Below are 16,918 nucleotides of genomic sequence, written 5' to 3'. Positions count from 1 at the left end.
GCCTCTGGCCTGGCACTGTTGGCAAAGTTTTTGATTTTTTTGAAAAAAGCGCTTTACAGGTGGGTGCCGTCCCCTTAATATGCGCGCCACACGACAGGCACATAGCTCAGTTGGTTAGAGCACCACCTTGACATGGTGGGGGTCGTTGGTTCGAGTCCAATTGTGCCTACCAAACAAAAGCCCCGGATTTCCGGGCACGAAAAGGGCGATCCGAAAGGGTCGCCCTTTTTTCGTTTGCAGATTTTTTGTAGATCCCGCCTGAAGGCAGCCTGTTTGGAGTTGCCGTCATCCGCTCGCGTACGCTGCGCGTCTGCTTGTTCCCCACATTTGCTTCTTTACGCAGCGCAGAGAGTCGAAACCTTTCCCTCCCGGCAACACGCGGCAGGTCGCACATGGGCAAAAAAATGGCGTAAGCAGATCATGTGCCATTTAAACCGAGCACGTACATTGACCCTCTAGAAAGTAAGAGTAACTAGCTGTTTAACGCCCCGCCATCAGGCTAATACATCGTATACAGTGATGGCCAAATCGTGCCATCGCCAGCGAACGCTTCTTTCAAGTTGACCTCTGCACTGTTTTGGGGCTCAGGCTAAGTGAGCTTGCTATGCGGTATTATTGAACGGTGGTTCAAAAACACAACACGGCGTCTTTGCGACCGCAGGATTAACGTTGCAGTTTTCAAATAACTAAAAAAAAGATTTTTAATATCTCGATTAATTCGAGAATTATTAAAAGTAGCCCGTCATGGGTGCTCGCCTGCCTGTCGAAGAGGTATCTGTATGTCGTCGCAAAAGGACGGAAAGCCTGATCACAACGGCTTTCCTCCCCAGTCCATCGGCTTTCTTTTGCTGGACAGTTTCACGCTGATCTCCTTGGCGTCCGCCGTCGAACCGCTGCGCATGGCCAACCAGCTTTCTGGACGCGAGCTCTACCGTTGGCACACCCTGACCGTCGATGGTGGCCAAGTCTGGGCCAGTGATGGCTTGCAGATCGTCCCCGACGCCGCCATGCACAACGCGCCACCGATGGATACCGTGATTGTCTGCGGTGGCGTCGGCATTCAACGCACCGTCACCCGTGAACATATCACTTGGCTACAGGCCCAGGCGCGCAAGTCGCGGCGCTTGGGCGGGGTATGCACCGGCAGTTGGGCGCTTGCCTGCGCCGGGTTGCTCGACGGTTTCGATTGCAGCGTGCATTGGGAGTGCCTGGGCGCGATGCAGGAGGCCTTTCCGCGGGTCAACATGAGTACCCGCTTGTTCAGCCTGGATCGCAACCGCTTCACCAGTTCGGGAGGCACAGCCCCCTTGGACATGATGCTGCACCTAATCAGTCGCGAGCACGGTCGGGAACTCTCGGCGGCCATTTCGGAAATGTTCGTGTACGAGCGTATTCGTAATGAGCAGGACCATCAGCGTGTGCCGCTCAAGCATATGCTCGGCACCAATCAGCCGAAGTTGCAGGAAATCGTCGCGCTGATGGAGGCCAATCTGGAGGAGTTGATTGATCTGGATGAGCTGGCCAAGTATGTGAATATTTCACGGCGCCAACTTGAACGATTGTTTCAGAAAAACCTGAACTGTACCCCCTCTCGTTATTATCTACGCTTGCGTCTTGTTCGGGCGCGTCAATTACTCAAACAAACGCACATGTCGATCATCGAGGTGGCTTCCGTGGTGGGCTTTGTCTCCACGCCGCACTTTTCCAAGTGCTACCGGGAATATTTCGGGGCGCCACCGAAAAACGAAAGAGCTACCTCCAATACTTCGCAAAAACTGCTGCTGGATGACGACGAGACAAAGGGGCCAGACGACACCGCTAAAAGTTCGCTCGACCAAGCACAAAGCGAGTCGACTTTCGCGAGTGTGAAGTTAAAACGTTAACCCTGCGCAAAACGGGTAAGGGGCACAGCGACCCCTCCCGTCAGTGACCCTTCAGTTTCAGTGGGCGTGCTCTTTTCCATCTCGGTGGACATGCGTCGTTGGCGAAGGTGTGGCGGGATGGGCAACGTCCGTTTCGGCTCCGCCATGCCCATCGTGGTGACCTGAGCTGTGTGCTGAGTCAGAGGGTGGATGATGCGCCTTCGATTGCTCCGTACCCTGACCATGGTGGCCTCCAGCGCTGTGCATCGCACTCTCACCACCGCCGTGCTGGTGGCCGCCACTGCTCGCCACCATCGCCTGATACTGCTGAGCGTCCATCTGGGGCAGTTGATCGAGGAAGGCGACGATCCCCCAGATGTACTGATCCCCCATGCTCTTGCCCCACGCCGGCATGCCTGTGGCCTTGATGCCGTGCTTGATGGTCCAGAACGCCACGGCGGGATTATCACCGGTCCCGATCTTGGCCAGGTTCGGAGGCGGGGGGTAGAGCGCTTGGCTGAGTTCGGTCTGGTCAACCCCAGGGGCGAGGTGGCACCCGACGCACATGGCGTTGTAGTTGCCCGCTCCCGTGCGGATCAGTGCTTCATCCTTGAGGTTCGGCACCTTGATGTCCCTGGCGCGCACTTCGATGGAGCGCTCCCGGGCCATGACCAGGAAGGCATGCACGGCGGGGAAGTGGGGATCATCGGCCCCCACGTTGACCAGGCCCGAGTAGGCGGCGCCCAACACGGCGGCACTCGCTACCGCGCCTGCGACCACGAGCGTTGTCATTGTTCTTTTCATTCAAGGTCTCAGAACCACATCCGAATCCCGGCAACGAAGCGCGCCTCTTCCACATCCCCGTCTTCGTCGCGAATCAGGTCAGCGGTCTTGCCGTAGGAGCGGCTCCAGGTAACGCCGATGTACGGCGCGAATTGACGAACGATTTCATAACGAAGACGCAGGCCGACTTCGGTGTTGGCAAGGCCCGAACCGACGCCGCGCGCAGGATCGTTCTTGCCATAGAAGTTGGCCTCGGCGATGGGTTGCAGGATCAGGCGATTGGTCAACAGAATGTCGTACTCGCCCTCAAGACGCGCGGCTGTCTGACCATTCTCGCCAATAAACGCAGTGGCTTCGGCTTCGAAGTCGTAAAGCGCCATGCCCTGCACACCAAACGCTGCCCAGGTCTGCGGTGATTCGGGCTTGAAGTCCTGGCGAACCCCGGCCACCACGTCCCACCAAGGGCCGATGGCGCGGCCATAGAGCAATTGCAACTCGGCATCCTCGGTCACCCCGTTGGTCCGTTCGCCTTCGGAGCGGATCCACAACCGATTGACATCGCCCCCCACCCATCCCGAGGCATCCCAGGCCAGCGCACTGCCTTCGTCCGCGTCCTGATATTCCAGCTGATCGAGCAAGAAGAAGCTGTTGATCGCGCTGTCATGCATCTTGTGACCGTCCAGCGGGGGAAACGCGGCCTTGCGGTCGGTGTCCGTGAGGATCGGAATGGGCGTTCGACTGGTCCTTCGGGGGGCATCGTCGGTGCCTGGGTTCATCATTGAATGATCCATGGCACCGTGGTCCATCCCCTCCATGCTGCCATGGCCCATCTTGCCGTGGTCCATGCCCTGCATGGCGCCGTGGTCCATCGACGAGTGCTCCATTTTTTCAGCCGCGAAGCTCGGCGTCCCGCCCAGTGTGCTGAGGGAGATGGCCAATGCCATGAGCGAGGGTCGCACTCGCCTATTGGTCATCTTTCCCTGCCTTGGCTTTGTCGCCGCCCTGGGATTCCATCATCTTGCGGTGATCCATGCCCTTCATCGCGTCATGGTCCATGCCCTTCATCTTGCCGTGATCCATGCCCTTCATCGCGTCATGGTCCATGCCTTTCATCTTGCTGTGATCCATGCCTTTCATCGAGCCATGGTCCATCCCCTTCATGCCATCGGGCTGGCCAGCAGCCTGGGTGGATTTCTGAACGTGCTGCTCATGATCATCGCTGGACCACGAGGACGGCGTGTAGACCGCCAGCAGGCCTGCCAATGCGGCAGAGAAGACATAGGTGTTTCGTTTCATGGTTTTGCTCATTTCAGATCTCCAGTTCATTCGTCCACACGAACTTCTCGGAACATGCCCATTTCCATGTGGAACAACAGGTGGCAGTGATAGGCCCAACGACCCAAGGCATCCGCCGTCACGCGGTAGCTTCGTTTGGAGCCTGGGGGAATATCGATCGTATGTTTTCGGACCATGAAGTTGCCGTGTTCATCCTCCAGGTCGCTCCACATGCCATGCAGGTGGATGGGGTGAGTCATCATGGTGTCGTTGACCAGCGTGATGCGAAGACGCTCGCCATACTTCAGGCGCAGCGGCTCGGCATCGGAGAACTTGATGCCGTCGAAGGACCAGGCGAACTTTTCCATGTGACCGGTCAGGTGCAGTTCCACGGTCCGCCCCGGCTCACGGCCGTCCGGGTCAGCGAAGGTGCTTCGCAGGTCCGCGTAGGTCAGCACACGGCGGCCGTTGTTGCGCAGGCCAATTCCGGGGTCATTGAGCTTGGGCGTCGGGGTCATGGTCTGCATGTCGACCAGAGGGTTGTTGGTTTCTGACGCAGGATGGGTCTGCATGGCACCGTCCATGCCCGCCATGCTGCCGTGATCCATGCCAGCCATGCTGCCGTGATCCATCCCGGCCATCTGGCTGTGGTCCATACCCGCCATGCTGCCGTGGTCCATCCCAGCCATCTGGCCGTGGTCCATGCCAGTCATGCTGCCGTGATCCATACCCATGTCGCTCATCGAGATGAGCGGGCGTGGATCGACCGCGGGGACGGGCGCCTGCAGGCCTTCGCGTACTGCCAAGGTGCCCCTGGAATACCCGGTACGGTCCATGGACTGAGCGAAAATGGTGTACGCCTGCGCGTCCTCGGGCTCGACGATGACATCGTAGGTTTCCGCCACGGCGATTCGGAATTCGTCGACCGAGACGGGATCGACATGCTGACCATCCGCCGCGACGACAGTCATCTTCAAGCCGGGGATCCGCACATCGAAATAAGTCATGGCCGAGCCGTTGATGAAGCGCAGCCGAATTTTCTCGCCGGGTTTGAAAAGGCCGGTCCAGTTTCCATCAGGGGCCTGGCCATTCATCAGATAGGTGTAGGTATAGCCACTGACGTCGGCGAGGTCGGTGGGGCTCATCTTCATCTGGGCCCACATCTTGCGATCGGCCAGGGCCGCCGACCAGCCCATTTTGCTGACATCGTCGACGAAGTCGCCAACGGTGCGTTTGTGGAAGTTGTAGTAGTCGGACTGTTTCTTGAGCTTGGACAGAACCCGGGCAGGATCCTCATCGGTCCAGTCGCTGAGCATGACCACGTAATCGCGATCATAGGTGAATGGCTCGGGCTCCTTGGCATCGATGACCAGCGCGCCATACACCCCGACCTGTTCCTGAAGGCCAGAGTGACTGTGGTACCAGTAGGTACCGTTCTGCTGGACCTTGAACCTGTACTCGTACATCCCGTCGGGGGCGATGCCGTGAAAGCTCAGCCCAGGCACCCCGTCCATGTTCGCCGGAAGGATAATGCCGTGCCAGTGGATGGAGGTGTCCTGCTTCAAGCGGTTGCGCACACGCAGCGTGACGGTGTCGCCCTCGCGCCAGCGAAGTATGGGGCCTGGCAGCGAGCCGTTGATGGCCATGGCCGTACGCGCGGCGCCGGTGAAGTTGACCGGCAGGTCTGCGATATACAGATCGAACTCGGTGCCCGTCAGCACGCTGGGTTGGCCAGGGCTGGTCACGGCCCAGACCGGCGTGCGCCACATGCCCAATCCACCCAGTAGTCCGGTCGCGGCCAGGCCTTTGACGAAGGATCGTCTTGTGGTTTTGCTTTGCATGCCGTTGCGTCCAGTCAGTCATATAGTGGCTGATGTACGGGCTATCGGGTCAGCATCCTTGGTCCCGAGAGCACTCGCACTTTCCAGGCTTACGATAGGCAGGCAGCGCTGTCAGAAAACTGAGTGCAACATTACAGATCTGTCAGGTATTGGCGGGCGGCACCAGGATCTTGCTCAAGGTCGAGCTCAGTGCCCTGGTTTTGCGTTCAGAGCATCAATGCCAACAATGCAGCAGCCAGCGCTGGCGGCATCACCAGCAGACCCAGGCGCAGGAAGCGCCAGGCACTGACATGCTCGCCTTCGCGACGAATTGCCACCAGCCATAGCAAGGTCGCCAGGGAGCCTGTGATCGACAGGTTCGGGCCCAGATCCACACCAATCAGCAGTGCGGCCGTCGTCTGTCCGGGTAACTCGACCAGATGCCCCATGGCCCCGGCTATCAGCCCGGTGGGCAGGTTGTTCATCAGGTTGCTGGCAAGGGCGACACCTACGCCTGCGGCCCAGCTGGCCTGGGTGGGCGAGACCTGGGCCCGTGCCGCCAGGGCCTGAGCCAGCCGGTCGATGACGCCGGTCTGGGCCACGGCTTCGACGAGCACGAACAAACCTGCCACCAGCGGCAGCACGCCCCAGGCCACATGCCTGAGCACCGGCATCGGGCTACGTCGCTGACGCAGGTGGATCAGCCCGGTGGTGGCCAGACCTGCGCAAAAGGTGGGCAGCCCCAAGGGCGTGTCCAGTGCCGACGCCGTCAGCAACAGGGTGCCGGTCAGCACAATCCCCACGGCGCTCAGCCTGGCCCCTTGGGACAGGGGCTGCGGGTCGATCTCCAAGGCCAAGGGTTGGCGAATCTGTTGGCGCAGGGTGATCCGCAGGACCGCGTAGGTCAGGACGATGGCCGCCAGCGACGGCAAAGTGAACTGCCTGAGCCATTCCAGCAGCGGCGGCATCTGGCTGCCGAATACGACCAGGTTGGCGGGGTTGGAAATCGGTAATACGAAGCTGGCGGCGTTGGCGATGAACGCGCAGATGAACAGGTACGGCAGCGGTTCGGCCTTGGCCGCCCGGCAGGCGGCGTAGACCGCTGGGGTCAGCACCACGGCAGTCGCATCGTTGGAGAGGAACACGGTAACCAGCGTGCCCACCAGAAACACCAAGTCGAACAACCGCTGCCCAGAGCCACGGGCGTGGCCCACCGCGTACCGGGCGAGCCAGTCGAACAAACCTTCCTGTCGTGCCAGTTCGGCCAATACCATCATGCCGATGAGAAACAGATAGACATCACCGCCTTCGGCGATAGCGGCCATGGCACGGTGCAATGGAATCAGCCCCAGGCCTGTGAGCAGCAGCGCGCCTCCCATGGCCCAGACGTATTCAGGTATGCGCCAGGGGCGCAGGATGACGCCACAGGTAGCCAGGGCGGCCACGGTCCAGATGAGGAGTGAGGGGTTGGAGAGTGTCATGCTCGATTCAGGATCCAGCGGGTAAGGGAATGCCGGTCGGCGTGGCGACATGCAGGCGATTGCGGCCCGCCTGCTTGGCGGTATAGAGCGCCTGGTCGGCGCGTTCGAGCAGCGATTGGCTGCTGTCGAGGGAGGCACCGGCCGCGCAGGCGATGCCGATACTGGCGGTCACCTGGCCAAAAGGGCTGCCTTGGTGGGCGATGGACGCCATGGCCAGGCACTCCAGCATCAGCCGCGCCACGACGACGGCACCGTCGCAGTCGGTGTCGGGCAGGACCACTGTCATTTCCTCACCTCCGTAACGTGCCAGCAGGTCGCACGGCCGACGGATGCAGCCGGCGAGCAGGCCGGCGATTCGCTGCAGGCAGGCATCGCCGGCCGGATGGCCGTAGGTGTCGTTGTAGCGTTTGAAGTGGTCGATATCGATCATCAGCAGGGACAATGGCGTCCCACTTCGACGGGCTCTTCGAATCTCCTCGTCCAGCACCTCGTCGAAGCGGCGTCGGTTGGCGAGTCCGGTCAGAGCATCGAGCATCGCCTGGCGTTCGAGCTGTTGATTGCTGTCGAGCAACTGTTGTTGGGTTTCTCTGAGCTCACGCTCTGCGGCGATCCGTCGGCCCATGGCGCGAATCAGCAGCCAGCCGATGGCGCCGGTGAGGGCGAGCAGACCGCAGACCACCAACGCCGACAGCTGCGCCTCGAAGCGCCAGGCCGCGAGCGCCTCGCGTTTGCCGAGGGCGACCGTTGTCACCAGGGGGAGGGTGTCGCTCTTGCGAAATGCATACAGGCGCTCCACGCCGTCCAGGCTGGAGGTGAACGAGGCCGTGCCCACTGACTGATCGACGAGGTACTTGGCATAGATGGGCGATTTGGAGAAGTTGCGCCCCATGTCCTGTTCGCGAAACGGGTAACGCACCAGTATCGCCCCGTCGGTGTACGACAGCCCGATGGCGCCGTCCTGGCCCACATCCAGCTGTCCGAACAGGTGCAGGAAGTTCTCCACGCCCAGCGTCACGGCAACGACGCCGGCGAAATCGCCATGGGCGTCGTTGAAGCGGCGGCTGATGGTGATGACCCATTCCTGGTTGGTGCGGCTGCGGATAGGAAGGCCGATGAACGGCTCGCGGGAAGGATCGTCGCGGTGATGGATGAAGTAGGCGCGGTCGCTGCTGTTGGCACCGACGGGCATGGGGCTATTGGAGGACATGAGCCCGCGGCCATCCTTGTCATAGATGGTGATGCCGCTCAACTGCGGCATCAACGGGTGCTGGCGGCTCACCAGCTGGCTCAGGCGTTCGATCTGCGAAGGCCCGCTGCCTTCGGTTTCCAGCCGCTCGATGAGGCCGAGCAACAGCAGCGAGCTCTGTCGCACGATACCTTCGGAATAGGTGGACAGTGCCTGGGTGAGGTTCAAGGCGTGGGTATTGATGTCTTCCAGTGCCCGCTCACGAGAGGCCATGACCTTCCACAGTGTCAACGATGCGAGCGAACAACCGATGATCGACAGCAGCAGAACGACGAGGTGGATGTCACGCTTCACATAGATACCTGATGGGAATTCCGATTTCTCTTGCGGGTCGCGAATGCGTGGGGAATTCGCAACGGGCACTCCCGGCCCTGTGCCACACATCAAGCAGACTGACACTGCCACGGGTGGCTAACCTAGCGGTCAAGAAGTAACCAGCTGGTCCAATTTGCGAAATATAACACTGCTTATGTCGGAGTGTCTGACAGATATTATGAAGAATACGTCAGATGACTGCCTGCTGAATCATTGCTTCCAGCAGGCAGCCCGGCGGGGATCAAAGCATGAAAACGGCGATCAACAGACTGGCCAGGGCGAGCAGCTCCAGCCGGTGGCCCTGGGTCAGCCTTGCCAGCCAGAGGAAGGTCGAGTGACCTTCCGGACGCAACAGCCTGTGTTCAGACGGCTTGGGCCTGAAGTGCCGGCACGGACGTTTTCTTGAATTCATCGCCGACGATTTCCTGGACCTTGGACACGATGTAGGCCCCGATCGGAATGGCTGAGGTGGCCGCCGGGGAAGGCGCGTTGCAGACGTTGACGCTACGGGCGGTGTTGACGAACAGGAAGTCATCGATGAGCTTCCCGTCATTGGACACCGCCTGGGCGCGCACGCCGGCCGGGTAGGGCTTGAGGTGTTTCTTCTCGAGGCTCGGGCAGTACTTTTGCACGGTCTTGAGGTAGGCCCCCTTGAACAGCGAGTTCTTCATCTCGATCAGCCCTGGGCGGAGATTGTCCCTGAGCACTTTGCGGATACCACGGTGCCCCAGCATGTTGCCCAGGTCGCTCAGGGAGACATCGGATTTGCGATAGCCCTCGCGCTTCATGGCCAGCACTGCATTCGGCCCGACGGTGACGGTGCCATCGATCATCCGGGTCAGGTGTACACCCAGGAACGGCATGGACGGGTCCGGGATCGGGTAGATCAGGTGATTGACGATTCGGTTGTGCTCCGGTGGCAGCAGGTAGTACTCGCCACGGAACGGGCAGATGGTAAAACCTGGCTCCACACCGAGCATGCGTACGACCCGGTCAGCCATCAGGCCCGAGCACGACACCAGGTAGCGGGTCGTGTAAGTGCCCCGGTCGGTCTTGACGACGATCGAGTCCGCCTGTTCGACCAGTCCGGTGACTTCGGCATCGAACTGCAGGGTGCCGCCTTTTTTCTCGAACTGCCTGGCCATCTGAGCGGTCACCGCGGCGTAGTTCACGATGGCGCTGGAGGGCACGAAGATACCGCCCAGGCCAACGATGTTCGGCTCGCGTTCGCGAAGCTCGCCGGCCGACAGCCAGTGGCGCTCCAGGCCATTGGCCGCAGTGCGCTCCCACAGGGCGCGCATACGCTGCATCTCCAGCTCGTTGGTGGCGACGAGCAGTTTTCCGCAGTTGTCGTAGGGGATGGCGTGCTCATCGCAGAAGCGTTTGGTGGCCTTGTTGCCTTCCAGGCAGAACTTTGCTTTCAGGCTGCCGGGCGTGTAGTAGACACCCGCATGGATCACACCACTGTTGTGGCCGGTCTGGTGCTGGGCTGGGCTGCTCTCTTTCTCGAGCAGCAGCAGGCGCGCCTCGGGGTACTGGTCAGCCAGCTGCATCGCTGTCGACATGCCGACGATACCGCCGCCGATGATCACGAAATCGTACATGAGTCTGTTCCTTGCAGATGGCCCCGGCCCGCAGGCGCCGAGGCCACGCTGAGCATCAGTTGGAGGTCTGGCCCCGGTGGTGTTCCATTTTCGGGAAGCTGAAGTAGCCGCGTTGGCGCATCAACTCGCGGCGCAGGCCCGGGTGAGCGACGAAGCGGTCACGGCCGTGCAGCCAGAACAGGTTGTTGATCAGCAGGAACGAGCCGACCGGGACCGGAATCGACACCTTGTGCGCACTGCCTTCGAGCGACTCGCCTAACTGGAACAGCCAGGTGCCTTCCTCGTAGTTCTCAGGCTGCACGAACTGGTCGATGTAGCGCATGGTCGGGCGACCCACCGAGTCGGTATCGAACACGGCATGGAATACATCCTCCCGGGTGTTCTTGCTCGGTGGCGCGGTCCAGCGCATCACCCGACGGGCGAGCGGGTGCTTGTAGAAACGGTCCAGGTCAGCCCAGTCGTCCAGGTGCAGCAACAGGGAATTGCCGCCTTCCATGTTCTGCTCGTCGATTTTCATCATCAGTACATAGTCGGTGATCTGGTTCACGAAGGTGCCGTCGTTGTGCAGCTCCATCACCCGGTGTGGCTGGCGCAGGTAGCTGTCGGAGTTATCGACGTTCTCGACCACGAAGCGCGCGTAGAACTGGCCGCTCATGGCATCGAAATTCGATCGGCCCAGCAGATGGGCCACAGCGGTAGAGAGTTTCACCATGTCTTCAGCCTGGGAGACGTTGTCCAGGCCCTCAGGGGTGACCAGCAGGCCGCCAGTGCTGCGATCGAGCAGGGTGTTGACGATGACCGGGCGCAAAGTGCCCTGGCACAGGTCGTCGAGGATCTTGCCGAACTGGAAACGCAGGAACGATTTGTACTCCAAGGCCTGGACCGGCCATTGGGCGACCGCGGCGACGAAGGCGTCGACGGTTTCCTTGGCAAAGCGCAGTTCCAGCAGGCGCTCGGACTGGGAGGTCGACTGCAAGGTGAAACCGTGCAGCAGGGCAGGTTGCTCGAGGACAGGCATATCGATGTGGGTGAGGGCGTTCATGGCGACTCCTTGTTAACCGGGCGGTTGAGAGGACGGGTCAGGTCGTGGAGCAAAAATATCGCTGAAATTAAAAAATGTCTACATTTTTAAATATCGTAGTAATTATTGTGTTTTGTACACGATCTGCGTGTCCTAACGGAGTCCGGTATGATAGGCGCGCCTAGCAAGAGAGCCCTCTGGATGGACCACACAGACCTCGCTGAAACCGCATCAGATGCTGCCTATTCGCGCTTGAAATCCGACATTCTCCGTGGCGTCTTCCGCCCCGGGGAAAAACTCTTGATGAGCGCCTTGAAAGACCGTTACGCCGTCGGTGTGGGGCCGATGCGCGAGGTGCTGGCGCGGCTGGTGGCAGAGAGGTTGGTCAGCGCGATCAACCAAAAGGGCTATCGGGTGGCACCGATGTCGTTGGACGAGATGCTCGATGTCTACACCGCCCGGGCTCACCTGGAGGCCTTGATCGTGGGGCTGGCGGTAGAGAAGGGCGATGAAGCCTGGGAGGCGTCCATCGTGGCGTGCTCGCACACGCTTTCGAAGGTGGTCGAGTTGCACAGCCCGCAGGAAATGGTCGATATCTGGGATGCCCGGCACAAGGCCTTCCACAATGCCATTGCCAGTGGTTGCGGCTCCAAGAGCTTGCTGCAGGCGCGTGCCTTTCTGCAGGATCAGGCCGAACGCTACCGGCAGATCTGGCTCAAGCGCACGGTGCTGTCCGAAGAGTCGTTGCGGCTCAAGCGCGAAGAGCACGCCGAGCTGGTCAGTACCATCCTGGGGCGCGATGCCGCCAAGGCCAGCAAGATGATGCTGGAGCATTTGATGACGCCGGTGCCGATCATTACGCAGATCATCGAACGCGAATCCGACATCTTGTAGCGAAAACAGCAGGCGAGTGCTTCACACTCGATCACTGGCTGCGCCAGCGCCCACGAACCCTGGCGCAGCGTCCCCAGTGTAAAACCGCCTCACTGGGTGGGAGCTGGCCTCATTCTCCCCGGTGAAAGCTTGGTCCTCTCTTGTAGGCGCTGGCGAAGCCTACGATGGGCGCGCAACGTGGCCTGAGTGCCCACGATGGCCGCGCGCCTGACGTCCCCGACCTCATCTGAATCCCTAGCTCTGGGTGCAAGCCGTTTGCTGCGCCTGGCTTGACGCGTGAAATTTTTCATGTATTTTTTCATGAAAAATAAATCAAATAATTTCACGGCTGCCTCTGAGCGATGAAGATGGACGAAGAAGTTGAAGCCTTGGCGATCCTCATTCATGACCTGCGCAAGTTCAAGAATCTGACGCTGGGCGAGCTGGCTGAACGCATCGACCGTTCGGTTGGTTTTCTTTCCCAAGTTGAACGGGGTGTTTCGCGCCCGACCGTGGCGGACCTCACCGCCATCAGCGAAACACTCGGCGTCTCGACTGCGTATTTCTACAACCTGAGCAAGCCCCGCGCCGTCAGCTGGGTGACTCGCCCTCATGAGCGGCGCACGTTGTACTTCGGTTCGGGCATCACCGATGTGCTGGCCTCACCGACGATCTCGGGCGCCTTCTCGATGCTCGACAGCCGCCTTGAGCCTGGTGCGAGCAGTGGCGCAGAGCACCTGAGCGATCGCTCGGAGCAAGGCTGCTTTGTGCTCGAGGGCGAACTGACGGTCTGGCTGGACGACGGCGATGCCGTGACGCTGCACGCCAACGACAGCTTCCAGCTGCAACCTCATGCGCGTTTGCGTTACGCCAACCTCACGGACAGGCTCACCCGCGTGCTCTGGGTCTTCAACTGAATTCGTTTCACCTCACAAGGACAAGAAGATGAGTGTCATCTTTCCGGATCTGCTGACTGAAGTGCGCGCTTTCCGCGCCCAACACCCAGACGTGCGTTACGTCGACCTGATTGCGCTGGATATTCCTGGGCATTTCTATGGCAAGCGCTACCCCATGGACATGCTGGAGAAAGTGGCTGCAGGCGCGCCTTTGAAGTTGCCGCAGAACTGTGTGTTGCTGGGGACCCAGGGTGGCCTCTACAAGATTGGCGACTATTGCTTTGCCGATGGTGATCCGGACGCACCGCGGCGCCTGGTGCCTGGCACCCTGAAACCGGTGCGCTGGGAAAAGGAGGCGATCGCCCAGATGATGATCACCTCCGATGGCACCGCCAAGCCCATCGAGTTCGAGCCCCGTGAGGTGCTGGCCCGGGTGCTGCGACGTCTGGCCAGCTGTGGCATTCGCCCGGTGGTTGCCTTTGAGCTTGAGTTCTACCTGTTCGACCGCGCGCTCAAGGACGGCCTGCCGCAGTACCCACGCGATGTCGCTACCGGCGACCAGGACGATCAGCCGAACATGCACATCGAACGGCTGTCGCGGTTCTCGTCCGTGCTGCATGAGATGGTGGATGTCGCCAACGAGCAGGGTGTACCGGCGAACGTCATCACCGCGGAACTTGGCCCTGGCCAGTTCGAGATCAACTTCTCCCACAGTGACGATGCATTGAGCGCGGCGGACTGGTCGGCCTTGTTCTGCCGCAGTACGCGTGGTGTCGCCATGAAACATGGCTATCGCGCCAGCTTCATGAGCAAACCCTACCTGGACGCACCGGGCAGCGGCATGCATGTGCATGTCAGTCTCTACGATGAGGCCGGCAACAACCTGTTGGCCGGTTACGGACAACGCAACCTGCGCCATGCCGTCGCCGGTTGCCTGGCGCTGCTGCCCCATTGCATGCCGATCTTCGCCCCTAATCACAACGCCTACCGCCGCTACGGCGCCATGGTCAACGCCGCGAGTGTGGCCAGTTGGGGCTTCGAGGACCGCGATGCATGCATTCGCATTCCCGAGTCCGATCCACGCAACCTGCGCATCGAGCACCGCCTGGCCGGCGCCGATGCCAACCCGTACCTGGTGCTGGCGGCCATCCTCACCGGTATGGAGCATGGCCTTGATCGCGGCGTGGAACCCATCGCACCGCTCAATGACGATCGCACGAGCGGTATCGATTTCCCCAAGGATGCCCTGAGCGCTGTGGCTGCGATGCGCAACCATCCGGTGGTCAACGAGGGCCTGGGCAGTGAGTTCGTGATGGTCTATTGCGAAAACAAACGCCAGGAACAACTGGATTTCATGAACGCCATCAACGCGCGTGAATATCGCTGGTTCTTGTGAGCATCCGTTTCGCCCAACTGCGCCCCACTTTCTTAATCAGTTTGAATAACTCGCAATATTGATTTGCCGGAGGATGATATGCCACGCGTGCCCGTTATCGGCATCACTGCATGCACTCGCATGATTGAACAGCATGCGACCCAGACGATCAGTGAGAAGTATGCGCGCGCCGCGGCCAAGGCGGCGTGTGGCTTGCCCATCGTGATTCCCAGTCTCGGTGAATTGATGGATACCGCCGACATTGTCGACACAGTGGATGGGCTGATCTTCACCGGCTCGCCGTCCAACATCGAACCGTTCCACTACAACGGCCCGGCCAGTGAGCCGGGCACCCACCACGACCCGTTGCGCGATGCCACGACGCTGCCGCTGATGCGTGCGGCCATCGCCGCTGGTGTGCCGGTGCTCGGCATCTGCCGGGGTTTCCAAGAAATGAATGTGGCGCTCGGGGGCACCCTGCACCAGAAGGTCCATGAGACCGGCCTGTTCATGGATCACCGCGAAGGCAAGGACGAGCCTGTGGACCAGCAGTATGGCCCCCGCCACGCAATGCATATCCAGCCAGGCGGCCTGATGGACCGAATGGGCTTGCCCGCGGTCATCGACGTCAACTCCATCCATGGCCAGGGCATCGATGTGCTGGCGCCGGGGCTGAGGGTGGAGGCGTTGGCACCGGATGGGCTTGTGGAAGCGATCTCGGTTGAAGGCAGCAAGAGCTTTGCCTTGGCCGTTCAGTGGCATCCGGAGTTCCGGGTACTTGAAAACCCGCATTACCTGACGATCTTCCAGACCTTTGGCAAAGCCTGCCGGCAACGCTCGGTATTGCGTCAGTTGATGTTGAAAACCGCCTGAGCCGTGAGCGCTATTGAAACGTTGAATGTTTTTACGCAGCCCGGCTGCGCCTCGTTAAGGAGAGTAATAAATGAGTGAAAAGAATTCCCAGACGCTTGCCTGGCAAGCCATGAGCCGAGACCATCATCTGGCGCCGTTCAGCGACGTCAAGCAACTGGCCGAGAAAGGCCCGCGCATCATTACCTCGGCCAAGGGCGTTTATCTTTGGGACAGTGAAGGCCACAAGATCCTCGACGGCATGGCGGGCCTGTGGTGCGTAGCCGTCGGCTACGGTCGTGACGAACTGGCCGACGTGGCTGCCCGGCAGATGAAAGAACTGCCGTACTACAACCTGTTCTTCCAGACCGCGCACCCGCCGGCGCTGGAGTTGGCCAAGGCAATCGCCGATGTGGCCCCGCACGGCATGAACCATGTGTTCTTCACCGGCTCCGGCTCCGAGGGCAACGACACCGTGCTGCGCATGGTTCGCCATTACTGGGCGATCAAGGGCAAGAAGGACAAGAAAGTCATCATCGGCCGCATCAACGGCTACCACGGCTCCACCGTGGCGGGTGCCGGCCTGGGCGGCATGAGCGGCATGCACCAGCAGGGCGGTTTGCTGCCGGATATCGTGCATATCCCCCAGCCGTACTGGTTCGGTGAAGGCGGCGACATGTCCGAGGCCGAGTTCGGCGTGTGGGCGGCTGAACAACTGGAGAAGAAGATCCTGGAAGTAGGTGAGGACAATGTCGCCGCCTTCATCGCCGAGCCGATCCAGGGCGCAGGCGGCGTGATCATTGCGCCGCAGACCTACTGGCCGAAGATCAAGCAGATCCTGGCCAAGTACGACATCCTGTTCGTGGCTGACGAAGTGATCTGTGGCTTTGGCCGTACCGGTCAGTGGTTCGGCACCGACTACTACGACCTCAAACCCGACCTGATGACTATCGCCAAGGGCCTGACCTCCGGCTACATCCCCATGGGTGGCGTGATCGTGCGGGACGACGTGGCCAAGGTGATCAGTGAAGGTGGCGACTTCAACCATGGCTTTACCTATTCCGGCCACCCGGTGGCAGCGGCGGTGGGCCTGGAAAACCTGCGTATCCTGCGCGACGAGAAGATCATCGAGCAGGTGCGTGACGTCACTGCACCGTACTTGCAAAAACGTCTGCGTGAGCTGGCCGATCACCCGCTGGTGGGTGAAGTGCGTGGCCTGGGCATGCTCGGCGCGATCGAGCTGGTCAAGGACAAGGCCACACGGGCCCGCTACGAAGGCAAGGGCATCGGCATGATCTGCCGCCAGCACTGCTTCGACAATGGCCTGATCATGCGCGCCGTGGGCGACACCATGATCATCGCACCACCTCTGGTGATCAGCACCGAAGAGATCGACGAGCTGGTGGAAAAGGCCCGCAAGTGCCTGGACCTGACTTACCAGGCTGTCCAGTAAGCCTGCGGCACCTCGGCAGGCTCCCTGCCGAGGTGCTCTTCATGCATCGTGCCCGCCCAGTCCGT

Annotated in this window: 14 protein-coding genes and 1 tRNA gene; 7 read left to right on the top strand and 8 right to left on the bottom strand. The window is 60.6% G+C overall.

What is annotated here, in order from left to right; translation table 11 throughout:
• Positions 1 to 95: 95 nt before the first annotated feature.
• Both HMPREF3173_RS01535 and HMPREF3173_RS01530 read left to right on the top strand, forming a co-directional pair.
• Positions 96 to 172: transfer RNA gene (locus tag HMPREF3173_RS01535), tRNA-Val, on the top strand.
• Between the two features lie 607 nt (positions 173 to 779).
• Positions 780 to 1,883 (top strand): choline metabolism transcriptional regulator GbdR, encoded by a 1,104-nt coding sequence (locus HMPREF3173_RS01530; protein ID WP_070571212.1) that lies wholly within the window; start codon positions 780 to 782, stop codon positions 1,881 to 1,883.
• A 57-nt stretch (positions 1,884 to 1,940) separates the two neighbouring features.
• On the opposite strand, the gene HMPREF3173_RS01525 is transcribed toward HMPREF3173_RS01530, so the two are convergent.
• From HMPREF3173_RS01525 to glaH, 8 genes are all read right to left on the bottom strand, one after another.
• Positions 1,941 to 2,666, bottom strand: a complete 726-nt coding sequence (locus HMPREF3173_RS01525; RefSeq protein ID WP_070571211.1) for a c-type cytochrome — start codon at positions 2,664 to 2,666, stop codon at positions 1,941 to 1,943.
• 8 nt (positions 2,667 to 2,674) lie between these two features.
• Positions 2,675 to 3,619 (bottom strand): copper resistance protein B, encoded by a 945-nt coding sequence (locus tag HMPREF3173_RS01520; protein ID WP_070571210.1) that lies wholly within the window; start codon positions 3,617 to 3,619, stop codon positions 2,675 to 2,677.
• Complete coding sequence (locus HMPREF3173_RS01515; RefSeq protein ID WP_070571209.1) at positions 3,609 to 3,971, bottom strand: hypothetical protein; 363 nt, start codon at positions 3,969 to 3,971, stop codon at positions 3,609 to 3,611. The genes HMPREF3173_RS01520 and HMPREF3173_RS01515 overlap by 11 nt, the downstream gene beginning before the upstream one ends.
• Positions 3,968 to 5,761, bottom strand: a complete 1,794-nt coding sequence (locus HMPREF3173_RS01510) for a copper resistance system multicopper oxidase (RefSeq protein ID WP_070571208.1) — start codon at positions 5,759 to 5,761, stop codon at positions 3,968 to 3,970. Before HMPREF3173_RS01510 ends, HMPREF3173_RS01515 begins: the two co-directional genes overlap by 4 nt.
• 206 nt (positions 5,762 to 5,967) lie before the next feature.
• On the bottom strand, positions 5,968 to 7,221 hold the full coding sequence (locus HMPREF3173_RS01505) for an arsenic transporter (protein WP_070571207.1): 1,254 nt from the start codon (positions 7,219 to 7,221) through the stop codon (positions 5,968 to 5,970).
• 7 nt (positions 7,222 to 7,228) lie between these two features.
• Complete coding sequence (locus HMPREF3173_RS01500; protein WP_070571206.1) at positions 7,229 to 8,761, bottom strand: sensor domain-containing diguanylate cyclase; 1,533 nt, start codon at positions 8,759 to 8,761, stop codon at positions 7,229 to 7,231.
• Between the two features lie 383 nt (positions 8,762 to 9,144).
• Positions 9,145 to 10,386, bottom strand: a complete 1,242-nt coding sequence (gene lhgO / locus HMPREF3173_RS01495; protein WP_070571205.1) for an L-2-hydroxyglutarate oxidase — start codon at positions 10,384 to 10,386, stop codon at positions 9,145 to 9,147.
• A gap of 55 nt (positions 10,387 to 10,441) precedes the next feature.
• Complete coding sequence (gene glaH / locus HMPREF3173_RS01490; protein ID WP_043208977.1) at positions 10,442 to 11,428, bottom strand: glutarate dioxygenase GlaH; 987 nt, start codon at positions 11,426 to 11,428, stop codon at positions 10,442 to 10,444.
• A gap of 180 nt (positions 11,429 to 11,608) precedes the next feature.
• Here glaH and csiR point away from each other — a divergent pair, with 180 nt between their 5' ends.
• The 5 genes from csiR (at position 11,609) to HMPREF3173_RS01465 (ending at position 16,853) form a co-directional block, all read left to right on the top strand.
• Positions 11,609 to 12,301: a DNA-binding transcriptional regulator CsiR gene (csiR, locus tag HMPREF3173_RS01485; protein ID WP_070571204.1), complete on the top strand. Its 693-nt coding sequence runs from the start codon at positions 11,609 to 11,611 to the stop codon at positions 12,299 to 12,301.
• Between the two features lie 341 nt (positions 12,302 to 12,642).
• A complete protein-coding gene (locus tag HMPREF3173_RS01480) occupies positions 12,643 to 13,197 on the top strand; it encodes a helix-turn-helix domain-containing protein (protein WP_070571203.1) in 555 nt (184 codons plus the stop codon).
• 28 nt (positions 13,198 to 13,225) lie between these two features.
• Positions 13,226 to 14,572, top strand: coding sequence for a glutamine synthetase family protein (locus tag HMPREF3173_RS01475; RefSeq protein ID WP_070571202.1), 1,347 nt, complete (start codon positions 13,226 to 13,228; stop codon positions 14,570 to 14,572).
• Between the two features lie 78 nt (positions 14,573 to 14,650).
• Positions 14,651 to 15,424: a gamma-glutamyl-gamma-aminobutyrate hydrolase family protein gene (locus HMPREF3173_RS01470; RefSeq protein WP_043208971.1), complete on the top strand. Its 774-nt coding sequence runs from the start codon at positions 14,651 to 14,653 to the stop codon at positions 15,422 to 15,424.
• Between the two features lie 70 nt (positions 15,425 to 15,494).
• Positions 15,495 to 16,853, top strand: a complete 1,359-nt coding sequence (locus HMPREF3173_RS01465; RefSeq protein ID WP_070571201.1) for an aspartate aminotransferase family protein — start codon at positions 15,495 to 15,497, stop codon at positions 16,851 to 16,853.
• Positions 16,854 to 16,918: the final 65 nt, after the last annotated feature.

Origin of the sequence: Pseudomonas sp. HMSC08G10 (assembly GCF_001808425.1) — a bacterium.
Lineage (GTDB): Bacteria > Pseudomonadota > Gammaproteobacteria > Pseudomonadales > Pseudomonadaceae > Aquipseudomonas > Aquipseudomonas guariconensis.
This window is presented reverse-complemented; position numbering and strand designations above follow the sequence as displayed.